Annotated in this window: 14 protein-coding genes; 10 read left to right on the top strand and 4 right to left on the bottom strand. The window is 33.5% G+C overall.

Going from position 1 to position 16299, the window contains the following annotated elements:
- Nucleotides 1-99: 99 nt before the first annotated feature.
- The gene (amaB, locus tag EYY60_RS16845; RefSeq protein WP_132990479.1) at nt 100-1653 is read right to left on the bottom strand and encodes an L-piperidine-6-carboxylate dehydrogenase; all 1554 of its coding nucleotides are present in this window, start codon (nt 1651-1653) and stop codon (nt 100-102) included.
- Between the two features lie 181 nt (nt 1654-1834).
- On the opposite strand from amaB, the gene EYY60_RS16840 reads away from it, so the two are divergent.
- Both EYY60_RS16840 and EYY60_RS16835 read left to right on the top strand, forming a co-directional pair.
- Nucleotides 1835-2791 (top strand): MBL fold metallo-hydrolase, encoded by a 957-nt coding sequence (locus EYY60_RS16840; RefSeq protein ID WP_132990478.1) that lies wholly within the window; start codon nt 1835-1837, stop codon nt 2789-2791.
- 56 nt (nt 2792-2847) lie between these two features.
- Nucleotides 2848-3135: a type II toxin-antitoxin system RelE/ParE family toxin gene (locus tag EYY60_RS16835; protein ID WP_132990477.1), complete on the top strand. Its 288-nt coding sequence runs from the start codon at nt 2848-2850 to the stop codon at nt 3133-3135.
- Here EYY60_RS16835 and EYY60_RS16830 read toward each other — a convergent pair.
- The 3 genes from EYY60_RS16830 to EYY60_RS16820 form a co-directional block, all read right to left on the bottom strand.
- Nucleotides 3128-3439, bottom strand: coding sequence for a hypothetical protein (locus EYY60_RS16830; RefSeq protein WP_132990476.1), 312 nt, complete (start codon nt 3437-3439; stop codon nt 3128-3130). The genes EYY60_RS16835 and EYY60_RS16830 overlap by 8 nt on opposite strands.
- 129 nt (nt 3440-3568) lie before the next feature.
- Nucleotides 3569-4108, bottom strand: a complete 540-nt coding sequence (locus EYY60_RS16825) for a 3-hydroxyanthranilate 3,4-dioxygenase (RefSeq protein ID WP_132990475.1) — start codon at nt 4106-4108, stop codon at nt 3569-3571.
- 87 nt (nt 4109-4195) lie between these two features.
- Nucleotides 4196-5290: an endonuclease/exonuclease/phosphatase family protein gene (locus EYY60_RS16820; RefSeq protein ID WP_132990474.1), complete on the bottom strand. Its 1095-nt coding sequence runs from the start codon at nt 5288-5290 to the stop codon at nt 4196-4198.
- Between the two features lie 141 nt (nt 5291-5431).
- Here EYY60_RS16820 and EYY60_RS16815 point away from each other — a divergent pair, with 141 nt between their 5' ends.
- The 8 genes from EYY60_RS16815 (at nt 5432) to EYY60_RS16780 (ending at nt 16294) form a co-directional block, all read left to right on the top strand.
- Nucleotides 5432-6508 carry a serine hydrolase domain-containing protein gene (locus EYY60_RS16815; RefSeq protein WP_132990473.1) on the top strand — a complete coding sequence of 359 codons (1077 nt, stop codon included), beginning with the start codon at nt 5432-5434 and terminating at the stop codon, nt 6506-6508.
- 154 nt (nt 6509-6662) lie between these two features.
- Nucleotides 6663-7562 (top strand): S66 peptidase family protein, encoded by a 900-nt coding sequence (locus tag EYY60_RS16810; RefSeq protein ID WP_132990472.1) that lies wholly within the window; start codon nt 6663-6665, stop codon nt 7560-7562.
- A 154-nt stretch (nt 7563-7716) separates the two neighbouring features.
- Nucleotides 7717-8088 carry a YraN family protein gene (locus tag EYY60_RS16805; protein WP_132990471.1) on the top strand — a complete coding sequence of 124 codons (372 nt, stop codon included), beginning with the start codon at nt 7717-7719 and terminating at the stop codon, nt 8086-8088.
- A gap of 120 nt (nt 8089-8208) precedes the next feature.
- Nucleotides 8209-8865 (top strand): hypothetical protein, encoded by a 657-nt coding sequence (locus EYY60_RS16800; protein WP_008466087.1) that lies wholly within the window; start codon nt 8209-8211, stop codon nt 8863-8865.
- 397 nt (nt 8866-9262) lie between these two features.
- Nucleotides 9263-9826: an RNA polymerase sigma factor gene (locus EYY60_RS16795; RefSeq protein WP_132990470.1), complete on the top strand. Its 564-nt coding sequence runs from the start codon at nt 9263-9265 to the stop codon at nt 9824-9826.
- Between the two features lie 370 nt (nt 9827-10196).
- A complete protein-coding gene (locus EYY60_RS16790) occupies nt 10197-11384 on the top strand; it encodes a FecR family protein (RefSeq protein WP_132990469.1) in 1188 nt (395 codons plus the stop codon).
- A 132-nt stretch (nt 11385-11516) separates the two neighbouring features.
- Nucleotides 11517-14792: a TonB-dependent receptor gene (locus tag EYY60_RS16785; RefSeq protein WP_132990468.1), complete on the top strand. Its 3276-nt coding sequence runs from the start codon at nt 11517-11519 to the stop codon at nt 14790-14792.
- 8 nt (nt 14793-14800) lie between these two features.
- Nucleotides 14801-16294, top strand: a complete 1494-nt coding sequence (locus tag EYY60_RS16780) for a RagB/SusD family nutrient uptake outer membrane protein (RefSeq protein WP_132990467.1) — start codon at nt 14801-14803, stop codon at nt 16292-16294.
- Nucleotides 16295-16299: the final 5 nt, after the last annotated feature.

Here is a 16299-nt window from a genome sequence, read left to right as displayed (position 1 = left end):
AATTTTAAAAAACCATACGTAAAATACTACAAAAACAAGCAATAAAAAAACCGCCTTTTCATTTATCATGAAAAAGCGGTTTTGATTTAAACTTCTATTTTACAAATCAAATTTAATTCCTTGTGCCAAAGGAAGATTCGTTGTATAATTAATCGTATTTGTTTGACGTCTCATATAGATTTTCCAAGCATCAGATCCAGATTCACGCCCGCCTCCTGTTTCTTTTTCACCACCAAAAGCACCACCGATCTCAGCTCCAGAGGTTCCGATATTTACATTCGCAATTCCACAATCAGAGCCTGTTACTGACAAAAATCTTTCTGCTTCACGTAGATTGTTTGTCATAATTGCTGAAGATAATCCTTGAGCAACTCCATTCTGAATTTCGATTGCATTGTCAACTTCTCCAGAATATTTTATTAAATACAAAACTGGAGCAAAAGTTTCGTGCTGTACAATTGCAAATGAATTTTCAGCCTCAGCAATTGCCGGTTTTACATAACAACCACTTTCGTATCCTTCTCCAGAAAGCACACCGCCTTCGACTAGAACTTTTCCGCCTTCGGCAACTACTTTATTTAAAGCTACTGCATATTGTTCCACTGCATGGGTGTCAATAAGTGGCCCAACGTGATTATTTTCGTCAAGCGGATTCCCAATTCTCAATTGTTTGTAAGCTGCAACTAGTGCATCTTTTACTTTATCGTAAATACTTTCGTGAATAATCAATCTTCGAGTTGATGTACAACGCTGACCAGCCGTTCCAACAGCTCCAAAAACAGCACCAATAACTGTCATTTTAATATCTGCATCTGGAGTAACTATAATGGCATTGTTTCCTCCCAATTCCAATAATGATTTTCCTAATCGAGCAGCAACAGCTTGTGCAACGATTTTACCCATTCTGGTAGAACCTGTTGCAGAAACTAACGGAATACGAGTATCTTTAGTCAGCAACTCCCCTATTTTATAATCTCCATTTACCAAGCAAGAAATTCCTTCTGGCAAATTGTTTTCTTTGATAACTTGAGCGATTATGTTTTGACAAGCAATACCACAAAGAGGTGTTTTTTCAGAAGGTTTCCAAACACAAACATCGCCAGAAATCCAAGCCAAAGCGGTGTTCCAAGACCAAACCGCAACAGGGAAATTAAATGCCGAAATAATTCCGACAATTCCCAACGGATGATATTGCTCATACATTCTATGTCCAGGACGCTCAGAATGCATTGTTAATCCGTGTAATTGGCGTGACAAACCAACAGCAAAGTCACAGATATCTATCATTTCTTGCACTTCACCATAACCTTCCTGCAATGATTTTCCCATTTCATAAGAAACCAATTTTCCTAAAGCTTCTTTATTCTGACGTAATTTTTCACCAAACTGACGCACAATTTCACCGCGTTGTGGCGCAGGAATTAATCTAAAAGCTTTGAAAGCTTCCGTCGCTGCGCGCATTACTTTCTCATAATCTTCAAGTGTAGAAGTTTTTACTGATGCTATTAGTTTTCCATCTACAGGAGAAAAACTATCTAAGATTTCGCCTGATGAAAAATTCTCCACCCCTGTTGAAGTTCCTTCGTTTACTAGTTTAATTCCTAGCTTTTCCAGTGCTTCATTCATGCCAAATTGTGATGCTATTGTTGTCATTGTAACTTTTTTAGTTAAAATTGTTATATTTTTATGTAAAGATATTCTTTTAGAATTAATTTCAAATTGAAATGAATTCATAAATAAGAGTAAAATTAAGATTATTTAATAGTATTAACAGAAATCAGGTCTTATTTATTGGATTTATTTAGTGAAATTTGCATTACATAAAATAACAATTATGACCATTTTCAGTAGGCTTTTACTCTGTTTGCTATTGATTTCGACAAACGCTTTCTCTCAAAAAGAAAAATCATCATTTCAAGTCGTTCCACTCGGAATAAAAGGTGGAATCGATGAAAAAAATCTTTCAGCATATTTAATAGCCCCCTCCAATACAAAAGATTTTATTTGTCTGGACGCCGGAACTATAAATGCGGGAATCGAAAAAGCAATTGAGAATAAAGTTTTTAAAGTTTCAACCAGCGAAGTCTTGCGCAAATACATTAAAGGATATTTTATTTCGCACGCACATTTAGATCACGTTTCAGGATTAATAATCAACTCTCCAGCCGATTCTTCAAAAACAGTTTATGCAACTGAAAAATGCATGGAAATGATGGAAAATCACTATTTCAACGATGAAACTTGGGCCAATTTTGGAGATAAAGGCGTAGGATTTCCACTGAAAAAATATCATTTTCAAACTTTAAACCTAGGTGAAGAAACTCCTATTTCAAATACAAAAATGACGGTAAAAGCTTTTTCACTGAGTCATGTCAATCCGTTTGAAAGTACTGCATTTTTAATAAAAAGCGAAGATTCTTATGCTTTATATCTAGGTGACACTGGTCCAGATTCTGTTGAAAAAAGCGATAAACTTAAAGCATTATGGACGGCAATTGCGCCATTAGTTCAAAGTAAACAATTGAAAGGAATTTTTATCGAAGTTTCATTCCCAAATGAACAGCCAGACAAATTTTTATTCGGGCATTTAACCCCAAATCATTTAATGACTGAACTTCATGTTTTAGAAGAATTAGCCGGAAAAAGTTCGCTTAACAACTTCAAAATCATCATTACACATCTAAAACCGCCTGCTAAAAATATTGCCAAAATTAAAGAGCAATTAAAAAGTCAAAATGATTTAGGTTTGAAGATTATTTATCCTGTGCAAGGGAAGAAGATTGAGTTGTAAGAATTTAATATTTTGTAAGTTTATTTTTATAAATTTGTAAATATTCAAAATTTACAATGAAGATTATTTGGTCTAAAAAAGCAGAGTATAACCTTGATACTATTGAGAATTATCTTAAACATTTTTGGTCACCGCTCATAGCTCAAAAATTTATCAAGGACGTTTTACACATTATAACTTTGTTGGAAAATAATCCTTCACTTGGAAAATATAATCCAAAATTAAAATGCCGAAGTATTGTCATTTCTAGAAACGTCACATTATATTATGAAACTACGCAAGATTATATCGAATTGATTACTTTTTATAACAATCGGCAAAAACCAATGGATATTTTTATATAAGATTTCTTCTCTTTAGTTTAGCTAACATTTCTTCATGTGTTATATAATCTCCATTTTTTATATCTAGTTTTCCTTGCTCAATCTCTGCCTTCAATTCTAACATATAATTCTCTTCTGGGGAAAGAATTTTTGCAATTGAAAGCATTTCATCAGGAGTGAAAGTCTGAGTTTTTAATTTTCTATAAAATGTCGGACTCGGAATACCAATTTGTTCAATGATATAATTTTTTTTAAAAGGAGATTTAGTCATTAATTCCTCAATATCATTAACAATGTTTTTATAAGCAATAATTTCCTGTATCATAATTAATATTTTTTTATATCATATATGATACAAATATACATTAAAAACTATATAAATACATGTTTTTGCCTCAAAATACACCAAAAAAAAACGATAGGTTTTTAAAATCTATCGGTTTTTTTGGTGTATTTATTTCTTAGCCGTAAATCTAGGATCAGTTTCCATTATGGTTCCGCATTTATTACACGTTCTTAATTCTTCAGAATTGTAAAAATGCTCGAAATGAGGCAGAAAGTCTTTTTCGATATTGTGAAGCTCAAAATACACTTCATAAAGTTTATGATTGCAATTGTCGCAATGCCACAAAAGTCCGTCGGTATAACCTTTTCCGGCGCGTTTGCGCTCAATTACCAATCCAATCGAACCCTCAGAACGAACAGGTGAATGAGGAATTTTAGCAGGATGCAAATACATGTCTCCAGCATTTAATTCCATTTCTTTGCGCTCTCCATCTTCTTGGATTACCACTTTTATACTTCCTTCTAATTGATAAAAAAGTTCTTCGGTTTCGTTATAATGATAATCTTTTCGCGCATTTGGTCCGGCAACAATCATTACAATATAGTCACCAGAATCAACATAAAGATTTTTATTTCCAACTGGCGGTTTTAATAAGTGTCGGTTATCTTCAATCCATTGCGTTAGATTGAATGGTTTTGCTATAGCCATTTTTTTCTGAATTTATGAAAAGCTAAGGTAGTGAAAAGTATTCAGTAAACAGTCGCGGTCTCAAGTGTTCAGTCTAAAAACTGCGATTCATTTTAATTCACGTATCAAATAAATATAAACCGGAAAATGATCGCTAAAACCTGCTTCGGTCAATGAATTTCTTAACGGATATCCTTTGTATTTTCCTGAAGTCTGAATCAAATATGGTTTTTTAAAAATAGCAGCTTTCCAAAATTCATAACTTGAAAAATCAGGTTTTATGAAAGATTTCGTCATCATAATTTGGTCAAAAATATCCCAGGAATCACGAAATGCTAAAGTCCCCATACCTTTTTCGGCCATTTCCTCAAACGGATTATAAACACCAAATTCTGGAACTTCAACTTTTTTTGCTTTCGCGCCTAAAGCCATTTTTACACTTTTATTGAAAGGTCCGTCGTTTAAATCTCCCATAGTTATAACTTTCGCATCTGGGTTTATTTGCTGTAGCGAATCAATTATTCTTCTGTTTAATTTCCCCGCTGCTTCACGATACGGACTACTTGCTTTTTCTCCTCCAGATCTTGAAGGCCAGTGATTAACAATAATATGAATTTCTTCATTATCAAGAAACCCTGTTACCAAAAGCTGATCTCTTGTGAAAACTCGGTTTTTAGTATCAATTTTAACTTCAACATCTCCTAAATCTTCGTTTCCATTTTCTTGAACAACAGTTTTATTCTTATAAATTATTAAAGGAATATTCGAAAAAGAAGTCGGCCTAAAATATTTTTTCTGATACAAAAGTGCAACGTCAATTCCGCGTTGGTCCGGCGAATCAAAATGAATAATTCCGTAATCGAAACCTGCGATTTTTTCTTGTTTTATCAAATCTTCCAGTACGCCTCTATTTTCAATTTCAGAACAACCAATCAAAGTGGGAGCATTTGAATTTTCGGGAGTTCCAATTTCTGAAATAACTCGTGAAAGGTTTTTTAATTTTTGCTCGTATTTTTCTTTTGTCCAATGCTGTGCTCCTTTTGGTGTCCATTCGTCATCATTTGTACTTGGATCATTAATCGTATCAAAGAGATTTTCGAAATTGTAAAAAGCAACCGTATGAATAGCGTACTTTTTTGATTGTGCAAATAAAGAGGAAATTGAAAAAAGGAATAAAAGATAAAACTTGATAAACTGGCGCATAAATTTCAATTAAACATTTAAAGCCACAATTTAAGAAATTATTTTTTTTGTAAGAAATTTACTTTGTTTTATTTTTGATTTATATCTTTGTTTCTGTGCAAATCTCTTGTAACTTGCCTATAAAAATCGACACTTTCCCAAATGAAAAAAAATCTTGTTTTTTTGCTTTTCCTCAGCATCTTTACTACTATTTACGGACAAAAAAACAGTTCTTTAGCAGAGAATATCAGAATTAAATATAAAATTCCTGAATTAGCATATGCCGTAGTTTCTTCAGATTCTATACTTGAAATCCAGACTTTAGGATATCAACGAATCAATTCTTCTTACAAAGCAAAAAAGAATGATAAATTTCGACTGGGATCTTTAACAAAAACCATTACAAGTTATATTGCTATGACTTTAGTAAAGGAGGGAAAAATAAAATTAGATACTAAATTCTTTGACCTTTATCCTGAATTAAAATCAACCAGCAATCCCGTTCTTTATAAGGTAACACTGCAAGATTTCCTAACTTTTAGAGCGCCAATTCCTACTTGGTCATATGGTAATGAAACGCCTTCTCAAAAAGAAATTAAAGGAGACAAACAGCAACAACGATATGAATTTATTTCTTGGTTTTTTAGCCAAAAACAAGTTGTTTCTGAAAAGCAGGAAGCATATTTGTCCAATCCGAGTTATGTTGCTGCGGGTTTAATGCTCGAAAAAGCGACCGGAAAAAGCTATGAAACATTAGTAGCCGAATTAGGCAAGAATCTAAATATTGATTTCGATTTTGGACCGCCTAATCTAATCGATGAAAATCAGCCTTGGGGACATGACGAAAATTTAAATCCCGAAAAGCCCGCCCTCAATTATAAATTAAACTGGCTCTCATCTGCAGGAAATATAAATTGCAGTTTGCCTGATTATTGTAAATTTACGCAAATGCAACTTCAGGGTTTAGCTGGAAAATCGAAAACATTATCGGCTCAGGAATTTAATTTGATGCATTATGGTTTCCCCGAAGTTTCTTTTGGATGGTATTCTGAAATAAATGAAAACTCAGGTTTAAAATATTCGTTTCATTACGGAAATCCAGGAACATTTTTAACTAAAGTTTATATTTGTAAAGCAATTAATAAAGCTTTTATCATCTTTGCAAATGTGCAGTCTGAAGAAGCTGACAAAGGATTAATGCTTCTTTTGGAAGAATTGCAAAAACAATATGGAGGCTGATTTTTAGCCTAATTTTAAAAATAAAATGAACTTTTAAGCAAAAGATATTATGACGATCAACAGCTTTAAGCATATCAAGAAAAGTTTTGCCTTGGGTAAAATCGCATTTCTTATTTTTGCTTTGCAATCATTAACATGTCAATCTCAACAAATCATGATAACACCGCCTTATTTACAAAAAGGAGATACAATAGCTCTTTTGGCAACTGCCAGAAAAAATATCGACGATAACTTAAAACCAACTATGGACTTGCTGCACAGCTGGGGATTAGAAGCTGTTGTCGGCAGCACAATTGGTCTTGATTATCACCAATTGGCCGGAACAGATGAACAACGTGCTGCCGATTTTCAAAAGCAATTAGACAACCCTAATATTAAAGCAATTTGGTGCGTTAAAGGCGGATATGGAACTGTTAGAATGTTAGATTTATTGGATTTTACCAAATTCAAGCAACATCCAAAATGGATTATCGGTTTTAGTGATGTTACCGTTTTGCATAATCATTTAAACACGATGGGCTATAAATCAATTCATGGTGTAATGCCAATTACAATCCCGCGCGCAACTCCAGAGGCGATCAGTTCTTTAAAAGCAAGTTTATTTGGCGAATCATTATCTTACACCGTTGCTCCATCTCCAATGAATCGTTTTGGTAAAGCAACCGGCGAATTAGTCGGTGGAAATCTTTCCATTTTATATAGTTTGTTAGGTTCTCCTTCAGCTATTGACTGCAGAGACAAAATCTTATTTATTGAGGATTTAGATGAATACCTTTATCATATCGATCGAATGATGATGAATTTAAAACGTAATGGTTGTATCGAAAACCTAAAAGGAATTGTTATTGGAGGAATGACGAAAATGAAAGACAATGAAGTTCCGTGGGGAAAAAATGCTCTTGAAATTATTGACGATGTAACAAAAAAGTATAATATTCCCGTAATTTTCAATTTCCCAGCTGGTCACATTAGAGATAACAGAGCTTTGATAATGGGAAATACAGTTACAATTGATGTAACTGCTTCTGGAAGCACGCTTACTTTCCAAAAATAACATTCACTCTTTAAAAAGGGAAACTAAAAATACCACATAAAAATCTCGCAAAGACGCGAAGTCGCAAAGTTTTAAATATACTTTGCGACTTCGCGTCTTTGCGTGCAAAAAACCTCAAACTTGAACTTGAAACCTGAAACTTAAAACAAAAACTATGGCAGAACATAATGAACTAGGAAAACTCGGAGAAGATTTGGCTGTCTCCTATCTTGAAGAAAATGGTTACGAAATTTTAGAAAGAAACTTTGTTATTCAAAAAGCCGAGATTGATATTATTGCACAAAAAGATTCCATTTTGGCGATTGTTGAAGTCAAAACAAGATCGAGTTTGGATTTTGGTTCTCCGCAGGATTTTGTCAAGCAAAAAAAAATTCAGTTGCTCATAAAAGCAGTAAATGCCTACATAAACGATAGGGAAATGGATTTTGATGATGATTTAAATGTTCGTTTTGACATAATTGCCATCCATAAATCCGAGGAAACATTTGCAATTGAGCATCTTACTGACGCTTTTTATCATTTTTAACATATTTTTTTTCTTGTTATAATTGTAACATTTTGTTTTTTTATTTATATTTGCAGAGATTTATAACATCAAATTAACTAAACCAACACAATTAAGTTACCAAAAAAAAGAAAAAAAATTATGAAAACCGTTTCTTCCATCGTCGAAAATTACATCAAAACAAAGCCGTTTTTATTGAATGCATTATCGCTCGGGATTATCAATTTAACTTCTCTCTCTCGAAACATAATGACTGAGCTAGAAAGTGAATTTGGCAAAGAGGTAAAACAAGGTGCTGTTGTAATGTCCCTTAAAAGATTGACAGAGGAATTAGATTTTAAATTAAACCACAAAATCAATAAAGTAATCAAGAATATAGGCGAAATCACAGTTCGTTCTGAGCTTACAGATTACACTTTTGCAGCTTCAGAAACTGTTTTAAACAAACAAGCTGATTTAATTTCTGATATTAATGCTTTGTCTGATATTTTCTACACCTCATCTCGTGGTGTAAATGAAACCAATATTGTAGTGAGTAGCAGTGTGAATCATTTAGTTGAGAAACACTTTATGAGAGAAAAACTAATTCAAAAATTAGACAATTTAGCTTCAATTACAGTAAAATTGCCAAAAGAAAACATCGTAGTTCCTGGTATTTATTATTTCATTTTCCAACGTTTGGCTTGGGAAGGAATTATCATCAACGAGGTAATTTCAACTTCAAATGAATTTACAATATTAGTTGGTGAAGATCAAGTTGACGTTGCTTTCAAAGTAATCAAAGATTTGAAAAACTAATTAAGCAGAATTTAATTTTAGATCAATTATATAGATTCAATTTTCAATAATCCTTTTATCTTTTTTGTAAAAAGATGAAAGGATTTTTTGATTTAAAAAAAATGAAGAATCTGCAACTTCTACTTCTAACAATAAGAATATTCTCAAAATTAAAAATCCAGAATCGTTAATTTTTAATTTTTCAGCCAAAAAGTTATCAACTTGATAAAAAGCATATTACCTCAGCGTTTGTTGCCATCCAAGCTATATTGTTTTAAAAAAATTACAAATAAGTGTGATTTTTGACTTTTTTATGCGAATTATATTTTTATATATTTGCTAACCACTCAACGCATTAGAGTATCGATTTTGATAGTATCGTAATATAATTAGATTTAAATACAAACTAATTAATTTAATGTTGGAAGCCAAAGATCATAGCGACAAATTATTGGTAAGCGAACTAAAAAATGGCAGCGAAAAAGCATTTCGTTCCCTTTTTGATTTGTATTACCAAGACATCTATGGTTACAGCATTAGTCTCTTAAAATCAAAAGAAGCTGCCGAAGAAAATGTTCAGGATGTTTTTATGAAGGTATGGCAGCATCGTGAAAACTTGAATCTGGAGCAGTCATTTAAAGCTTACATTTTTACCATTGCGAGAAATCAAGCTTTTAATACTTTGAATAAAGCTGCAAATGATCAGGTTTTAAAAGAAGCCGTTTTTTATGAAAGCCAAAAGTCTCATGAATACGGCGATTATTCGATTCGCGAAGAAGATTGCAAAAAACTTCGCAAACAAGCCATAAAACAATTGCCCCCCAAGCGAAAGCAAATTTTTAAAATGTCCCGAAAGAAAGGCATGAGTTACGAAGAAATAAGTCAAGAACTCGGCATCTCTATAAGTACTGTCAAGAACCAAATGAGCAAAGCACTGGAATCCATGCGAGTCTTTTTTCAAGTTCATGATGAAATTATCTAAACCAAAAAACCACAAACCATTAAAATCACCTTTCTCGGGTGATTTTTTTTTTGCAATTCATACAGTTTCCCGTCATGTTTGTCATTTCGACCGAAGGGAGAAATCACACATGTAACTCGACAAAGATTGGCGATTTTCTTTGTGGTTTTCTAATGTGATTTCTCCCTTCGGTCGAAATGACAAATCGGTTGCTTAATAGAAAGATTAAATTTTTTAAAAATATTTTTCACACAAAACCTCAACAAAATCAATACTTCCCGCGTTTTTATATTTCATAAAAATGTTAAAATTGAAAAATTTATAACGTTTGAGTAGTACTCAACTTCATTTCGACTGTATTATATAAAATCCCGACCTAAAACAATTCGTAATGAATTCAAATTCTGAAATAAAAGGCCTTTTACAAAAGTTTGTTTTGAACCAGTGTACACTCGAAGAAACAAACGAGGTAATTGCTTATTATAAAAAAAATCAGCTTACCGATGATTTTCCTACGGTAGAAGATGTTCAAAACCTTTTGGATGAAATGCCAAAAATGGACAAGCAAACTGCCGACGATATTTTTATGAATATTTTATCTGCTTCCAAAGAAGAAGAAAAAGAGGAAACTGTAATTGAAATGCCGGTAAGAAAACCGAATTACAGAAAATACATTTCGATTGCTGCATCTGTTGTTGTTTTATTGGGAATTGGTTTTTTCTACAAACAAAATCTTGCAACTAAACCAGCTGAAAAAGAATTCGATTTCAAGAGTACTGATATTGTCCTTCAATTAGAAAATGGTGATATTCAAGTAATTTCTGAAAAAAATTCATCGATTGTAAAAGATGCTAAAGGCAATATTGTTGGGAATCAAACGGGAGATAAACTGGTTTATGAAAACAGTTCAGATCCTGAAAAATTAGTTTATAACACGATCAAAATTCCTTACGGAAAAAAATTCCGTCTTCAACTTTCTGATGGAACATTTGTTCATCTGAATTCGGGAACAACTTTAAAATATCCTATAAAATTTATTGCTGGTGAAAACAGACAAGTATTTCTTGACGGAGAAGCATTTTTTGATGTTGCCAAAGACAAAAAACATCCGTTTATCGTAAATGCTGACAACCTGAATGTTCGTGTTTTAGGAACGCATTTCAACGTTTCTAATTATCCAGAAGATGATTTGACTGATGTTGTTTTAGTTGAAGGTTCAGTAGGAATGTATCAATCAAACCAAGAATTTGATGCATCAAAAAACACCATTTTGAAACCCGGATTTAAAGGAAGTTTCAATAGAGAAAATGCTAAAATTTCGACCAAACCTGTTCTCACAGACATTTACACCTCGTGGATAAATGGCGGTTTGACATTTAGAAATATGTCGTTCAAAAACATCATTACAAAACTGGAAAGACGCTATAATGTTACAATTGTAAACAAAAACGAAAAACTAGCAAACGAAAAATTCAATGCCAGCTTTAAGGAAGAATCTATTGAAAATGTTATGAGCTATTTTAATGATATTCATGGCATTAATTATACTATCAAAGACAATCAAATACTAATTAAATAACCACTTAAAACCAATTACAATCTATGAGGAACTAACATTACGGGAATAAAAAAATCGGAAAGAGCTGCGAACAATTTCCGATTAACTAAGTGATTGAATATAACGAATTAACTACAATCAATTAACAAAATTATGAAAAAAAAATCAAAGAATACTGGGTTTTTATACCGAGTGTTCCAAAATGACCTAAAATTGAAATTAACTACCCTACTTATTTTGGTCGCCATGTTTAATATTAGAGCGAATACTTATGCCCAAAAAACAAAAGTAACGCTGGAATTAAATAATTCAACAATCGAAAAGGTGATTGAGACCATCGAACAAAAAACTGATTTCAGATTCATTTATAAACTAAATGATATTGACTTAGACAGAACTGTTTCTATTTCTGTAAAAGACCAATCAATCTATGTGGTTCTAGATAAGCTTTTTAAAGGTACCCCAACTGAGTTTAAAATTCGAGATACACAGATTATCTTAAAAAAGCCGGAGCTTAAAACACAAGTTATTGAATTTGAAAAACAAACCGTTTCAGGAATTGTTACTGATGAAAATGGAAGTCCGCTTCCGGGTGCATCAGTAAATGAGCAGGGAACAAAAAACGGTGTTGTTACTGATTTTGACGGAAAATTTACAATCACTGTTGAAAGCAATACTTCTGTAATTGTGGTGTCATTTGTTGGTTACAAAGACAAAAAAGTAACGGCAAACCAAAAAACAATCAACATTAAACTTGAACCAGATGCAACAAACTTACAAGAAGTAGTTTTAGTTGGTTATGGATCTGTTACTAAAAAAGATGTAACGGGTGCAGTTTCTACTATTTCTGCAAAAGAGATGAATCAAGGTGCAATTGTAAATCCGTTGCAATTAATTTCTGGAAAAGCGGCAGGTGTAAATATTAACCAAATTGGTAGTGAACCTGGTTCTGGTCCAAGTGTACGTATTCGTGGAGTAAGTTCTTTAATTGGTGGAAGCGATCCTTTGGTTGTAGTAGATGGAATTCAGGGAAATCTAGATTTATTAAACTCAATTCCTCCAACAGAAATATCGTCTATCGATATTCTAAAAGATGCTTCAGCTACAGCCGTTTATGGGTCTAGAGGAGCTGCCGGAGTTATCATTGTAACCACTAAAACCAATAAATCAGGAAAAACAACTTTTGAATATGTAGGTTCTTCTGCTATCGATTTTATTCCAAAAAAATTGGATTTTCTAAATGCTGATCAATGGTGGACTGCAGCTCAAAGTGTTGGAGTTCCTGCTTCTGCAAATCATGGTGCAAACACAGATTGGTACGGAATTTTAACACAAACAGGATTTACGCAAACGCATACACTTTCGTTTGGTGGAGGCAGTGAAAAATTTAGTTACCACGGTTCTTTAAGTGCTATTTTGCAAGATGGTGTTGTAATTAACTCTGACAATAAAAAATATATTGCCCGTTTACAAGCGACTCAAAAAGCTTTGGATGACAAATTAACTTTGACTTATAGTTTAACTAACGGAATTAGTAACACGAACAGCAGTGTACAAAGTATTGGTAGAGTGAATCAAGTTTCAAACTTGATTTCTCAGGCTTATCAAATGCGTCCTACTGATCCAGTGTTTCAATCAGACGGAACAACGTATTATACAGATCCTAATTTATTCCAATATTTGAATCCTTATGCGGCTCAACAAGAAATTACTAATGAAGGAAAATATGATAATTTATTCGGAAGCCTTAAGGCTGATTTAGATATCGTTGATGGTTTACAGGCTGGTTGGTTTGGAAGCTGGAGAAAAGCAAACAATTCAACAGGTTTTTATAACCCAGCTAAATCGACAGATGCAAACGCAATTAACCAAAAAGGCTTTGGAAATATTGAAAATATTCGTCAGGAAGAGAAGTTAATGGATATTAGCTTGAATTACAAAAAAACATTTGGCATTCACTCCATCAATGCCTTGGCTTTGTACGAATGGCAATACCAAAGTGAGCAAAAAAACTACTCTCAAGCAAGAGGTTTTGTTAATGATTTAGCTACTTACAATAACCTTCAATTAGGTGATATAACTAAAGCTTTACCAGGCGATATTCAATCTTCTAAAAATGACAGAACACTTGTTTCTTTTTTAGCAAGAGTAAATTACGCCTTATTAGATCGTTATTTAGTTACAGCAAGTATCAGACGTGACGGATCTTCTGTATTTGGAGCAAATAATAAATGGGGGAATTTTCCATCTGCTTCGGTAGCTTGGCAAATTGCGAAAGAATCATTTATGGCTAATCAATCTGTTATTAATGATTTGAAATTACGTGTAGGTTATGGAGTTACCGGAAACCAACAAGGCCTAAAACCTCAAAGCTCACTTTCTTTGGTTGGTGCTGCTGGTACGACTTATTTTGGAGGTTCACAAATTCCAAACTACAACATCATTCAAAATGGCAATGACGATTTAAAATGGGAGACCAAAAAACAAACCAATATTGGTCTTGATTTTGGTTTCATCGACAACCGATTGAGAGGTACAATTGATGTTTACACTGCAACTACAGATAATTTATTATTTGATTATACAGTTCCACAACCTCCATATCCATATGATAAAATCAAAGCCAATGTTGGTAGTATTAAAAACGAAGGACTAGAGGTTGCCTTGGCATATGATGTAATCCGTAATGAAAATACGACTTTTACTTTAGCAGGAAACGTTTCTTTCATGCGTAATGAAGTTCTTAACTTAAGCGGAAGCATTAATGGTGTACCATTAAATACAGACTACGTAGGTTGGGGCGCACCAAATTCTTACCTGATAAAAGGACAACCAATAGGCACATTTAATATTTTACAGCACCAAGGTAAAGATGCTGCAAATGCTGAAACAGTAGTAGATCAAAATGGTGATGGTATTATTGACCAAGGTAGTATGAGTCCGGATCGTGTAATGCAAGGTTCTGCTTTGCCAACTTATTCTTTCGCTTTCAATCCAAGTGTGAGATATAAAAAATTTGATGCTTCTTTATTATTAAGAGGATCTGGAGGAAACAAAATCTACAACACTGTAAATCAACGTTCAAGTTATATGGAAAACATTGGTAAAAGCAATGTTTTACAGAGCGCCGTTGACTTAGGTATTTACACCTCGCAATATTCTTCAAATTTATGGTTAGAAGATGGTTCTTTTGTTCGTTTAGAAAACGTTACTGCAGGATACAATTTTAGTTTTAAAGATCGATTCATAGAGTCAATTAGACTTTCTCTTACTGGAAACAACCTATTCCTTATCACAAATTATTCAGGTATTGATCCTGAAATCAACTTAAGTGGAAGTGGAGATCCAAATGTATATTTTGGAGGAGATAAAGGAATTTATCCTCGTACCAGAAGCATCTCGTTTGGTGTAAATGTTAAATTTAAATAGTAAAAGAAATGAAAATCAAAAATATATTTATAGCGGGAAGTATTTGTTTCCTGGCTTTGACAGGTTGTACCAATGTTGACGAAAATGTGTACGACAAATACCCTGCAGAAGATTTTTATGGATCACCTCAAGGAGCTGATATAGCTTTAGCAAGTGTATATGCACAAATCGCTGGTAACTGGGGTGGCGTTGGGTATGCTGGTGCTGATATGGGCTGGTATGACTTAAACTCTATGTGTGCTGATGACCAAGTTATTCCGCATAGAAATACGGGTGACTGGTCTACAGGATTTGCAATTTTGTACAAACACCAATGGTTGCCAACAGACGAAATTGTTGGGAATACATGGAACTGGCTTTATAAATCAATTTTCAATGCCAATCTTGCAATACAGCAATTGGAAGACTCTAAAGCAGATGCAGCAAAAATTGCTGAAGCAAAGGTTTTAAGAGCTTTTTTCTATTATTTATTGATTGATGACTTTGGAAGTGTTCCTTTTTATACAGATAACAATATTACTGTCGACAAAATTCCACAAGCAAGTCGTCAGGTAGTATTTGATTTTGTAGTATCAGAATTAAAAGCCAATGTTGATTTACTGCCAGGTACTAAAGGTGGTGAATTTTACGGTAGATTCAACAAATGGGCTGGATATACTTTGCTTGCTAAAGTGTACTTGAATGCTGGTGTTTTAACTGGAACTCCAAAATGGGCCGAATGTTTAGCGGCTTGTAACGTTGTAAATGGCGGCGGATTTTCATTACATCCTGCACTTTCAGATGCTTCAAGTCCGTTAGGGAATAAATACTACGAATTGTTTGGCGATACAAGTCCTCAAGATGAAACAATTTTATCTATTTATACTACCGTTGATGTTGTAGGCCGTAATATTTTTACTGTACGTAGTTTGATCGGCCCACATTCTAATGCATTATTTGGCTATAGTGGCTGGAACGGATCTATTGTTCCTAAAGATTTTTATGCAAAATATGATGATAAAGATATTCGTAAAAAACAATTTTTAATAGGAGCACAACCAGGTAGCGTAAATTATACATTAGATGTAGCTTCATTAGATAATCCGGGAGCTGGTGCTCAAGAGGGCGTTCGAAATGTTAAATTTTATCCAGCAGGCTCAATGAATGGCGGAGGAGCTTCAAATGATTTTCCAATTTACAGATATGCTGATGTTATGTTGATGACAGCTGAATGTAATGTTCGTCTGGGCAATGCTGGAGCAGCTAAACCTCTAGTTGATGCCATAAGAACTCGTGCTGGTATCGGTGCTTTGGCTACAAACCCAACTCTTGATGATATTTATGATGAAAGAGGACGTGAATTAAACTGGGAAGGACATCGTAGAGAAGACATGATTCGTTTTGATAAATTCTTGTTGCCAAATGAATTCAGAGGCGCATCAGAAGCATTTCGAAAAATATTCCCTATCCCAACTTCAGCTTTAAATGCAAATCCAGGACTTAAACAAAATCCAGGTTACTAAAAACA

Origin of the sequence: Flavobacterium zhairuonense (genome assembly GCF_004352915.1) — a bacterium.
GTDB lineage: Bacteria > Bacteroidota > Bacteroidia > Flavobacteriales > Flavobacteriaceae > Flavobacterium > Flavobacterium zhairuonense.
The sequence above is the reverse complement of the archived record's forward strand: the minus strand, read 5'-3'. Positions and strand labels throughout refer to the sequence as shown.

Bases quoted from the DNA above. Each gene is read 5' to 3' on its own strand.
- EYY60_RS16810 (WP_132990472.1), top strand. From the start codon at position 6,663: ATGATAACACCGCCTTATTTACAAAAAGGAGATACAATAGCTCTTTTG.
- EYY60_RS16780 (WP_132990467.1), top strand. From the start codon at position 14,801: ATGAAAATCAAAAATATATTTATAGCGGGAAGTATTTGTTTCCTGGCT.
- EYY60_RS16795 (WP_132990470.1), top strand. From the start codon at position 9,263: ATGTTGGAAGCCAAAGATCATAGCGACAAATTATTGGTAAGCGAACTA.
- amaB (WP_132990479.1), bottom strand. From the start codon at position 1,653: ATGACAACAATAGCATCACAATTTGGCATGAATGAAGCACTGGAAAAG.
- EYY60_RS16820 (WP_132990474.1), bottom strand. From the start codon at position 5,290: ATGCGCCAGTTTATCAAGTTTTATCTTTTATTCCTTTTTTCAATTTCC.
- EYY60_RS16830 (WP_132990476.1), bottom strand. From the start codon at position 3,439: ATGATACAGGAAATTATTGCTTATAAAAACATTGTTAATGATATTGAG.
- EYY60_RS16790 (WP_132990469.1), top strand. From the start codon at position 10,197: ATGAATTCAAATTCTGAAATAAAAGGCCTTTTACAAAAGTTTGTTTTG.
- EYY60_RS16835 (WP_132990477.1), top strand. From the start codon at position 2,848: ATGAAGATTATTTGGTCTAAAAAAGCAGAGTATAACCTTGATACTATT.
- EYY60_RS16840 (WP_132990478.1), top strand. From the start codon at position 1,835: ATGACCATTTTCAGTAGGCTTTTACTCTGTTTGCTATTGATTTCGACA.
- EYY60_RS16805 (WP_132990471.1), top strand. From the start codon at position 7,717: ATGGCAGAACATAATGAACTAGGAAAACTCGGAGAAGATTTGGCTGTC.
- EYY60_RS16825 (WP_132990475.1), bottom strand. From the start codon at position 4,108: ATGGCTATAGCAAAACCATTCAATCTAACGCAATGGATTGAAGATAAC.
- EYY60_RS16800 (WP_008466087.1), top strand. From the start codon at position 8,209: ATGAAAACCGTTTCTTCCATCGTCGAAAATTACATCAAAACAAAGCCG.
- EYY60_RS16815 (WP_132990473.1), top strand. From the start codon at position 5,432: ATGAAAAAAAATCTTGTTTTTTTGCTTTTCCTCAGCATCTTTACTACT.
- EYY60_RS16785 (WP_132990468.1), top strand. From the start codon at position 11,517: ATGAAAAAAAAATCAAAGAATACTGGGTTTTTATACCGAGTGTTCCAA.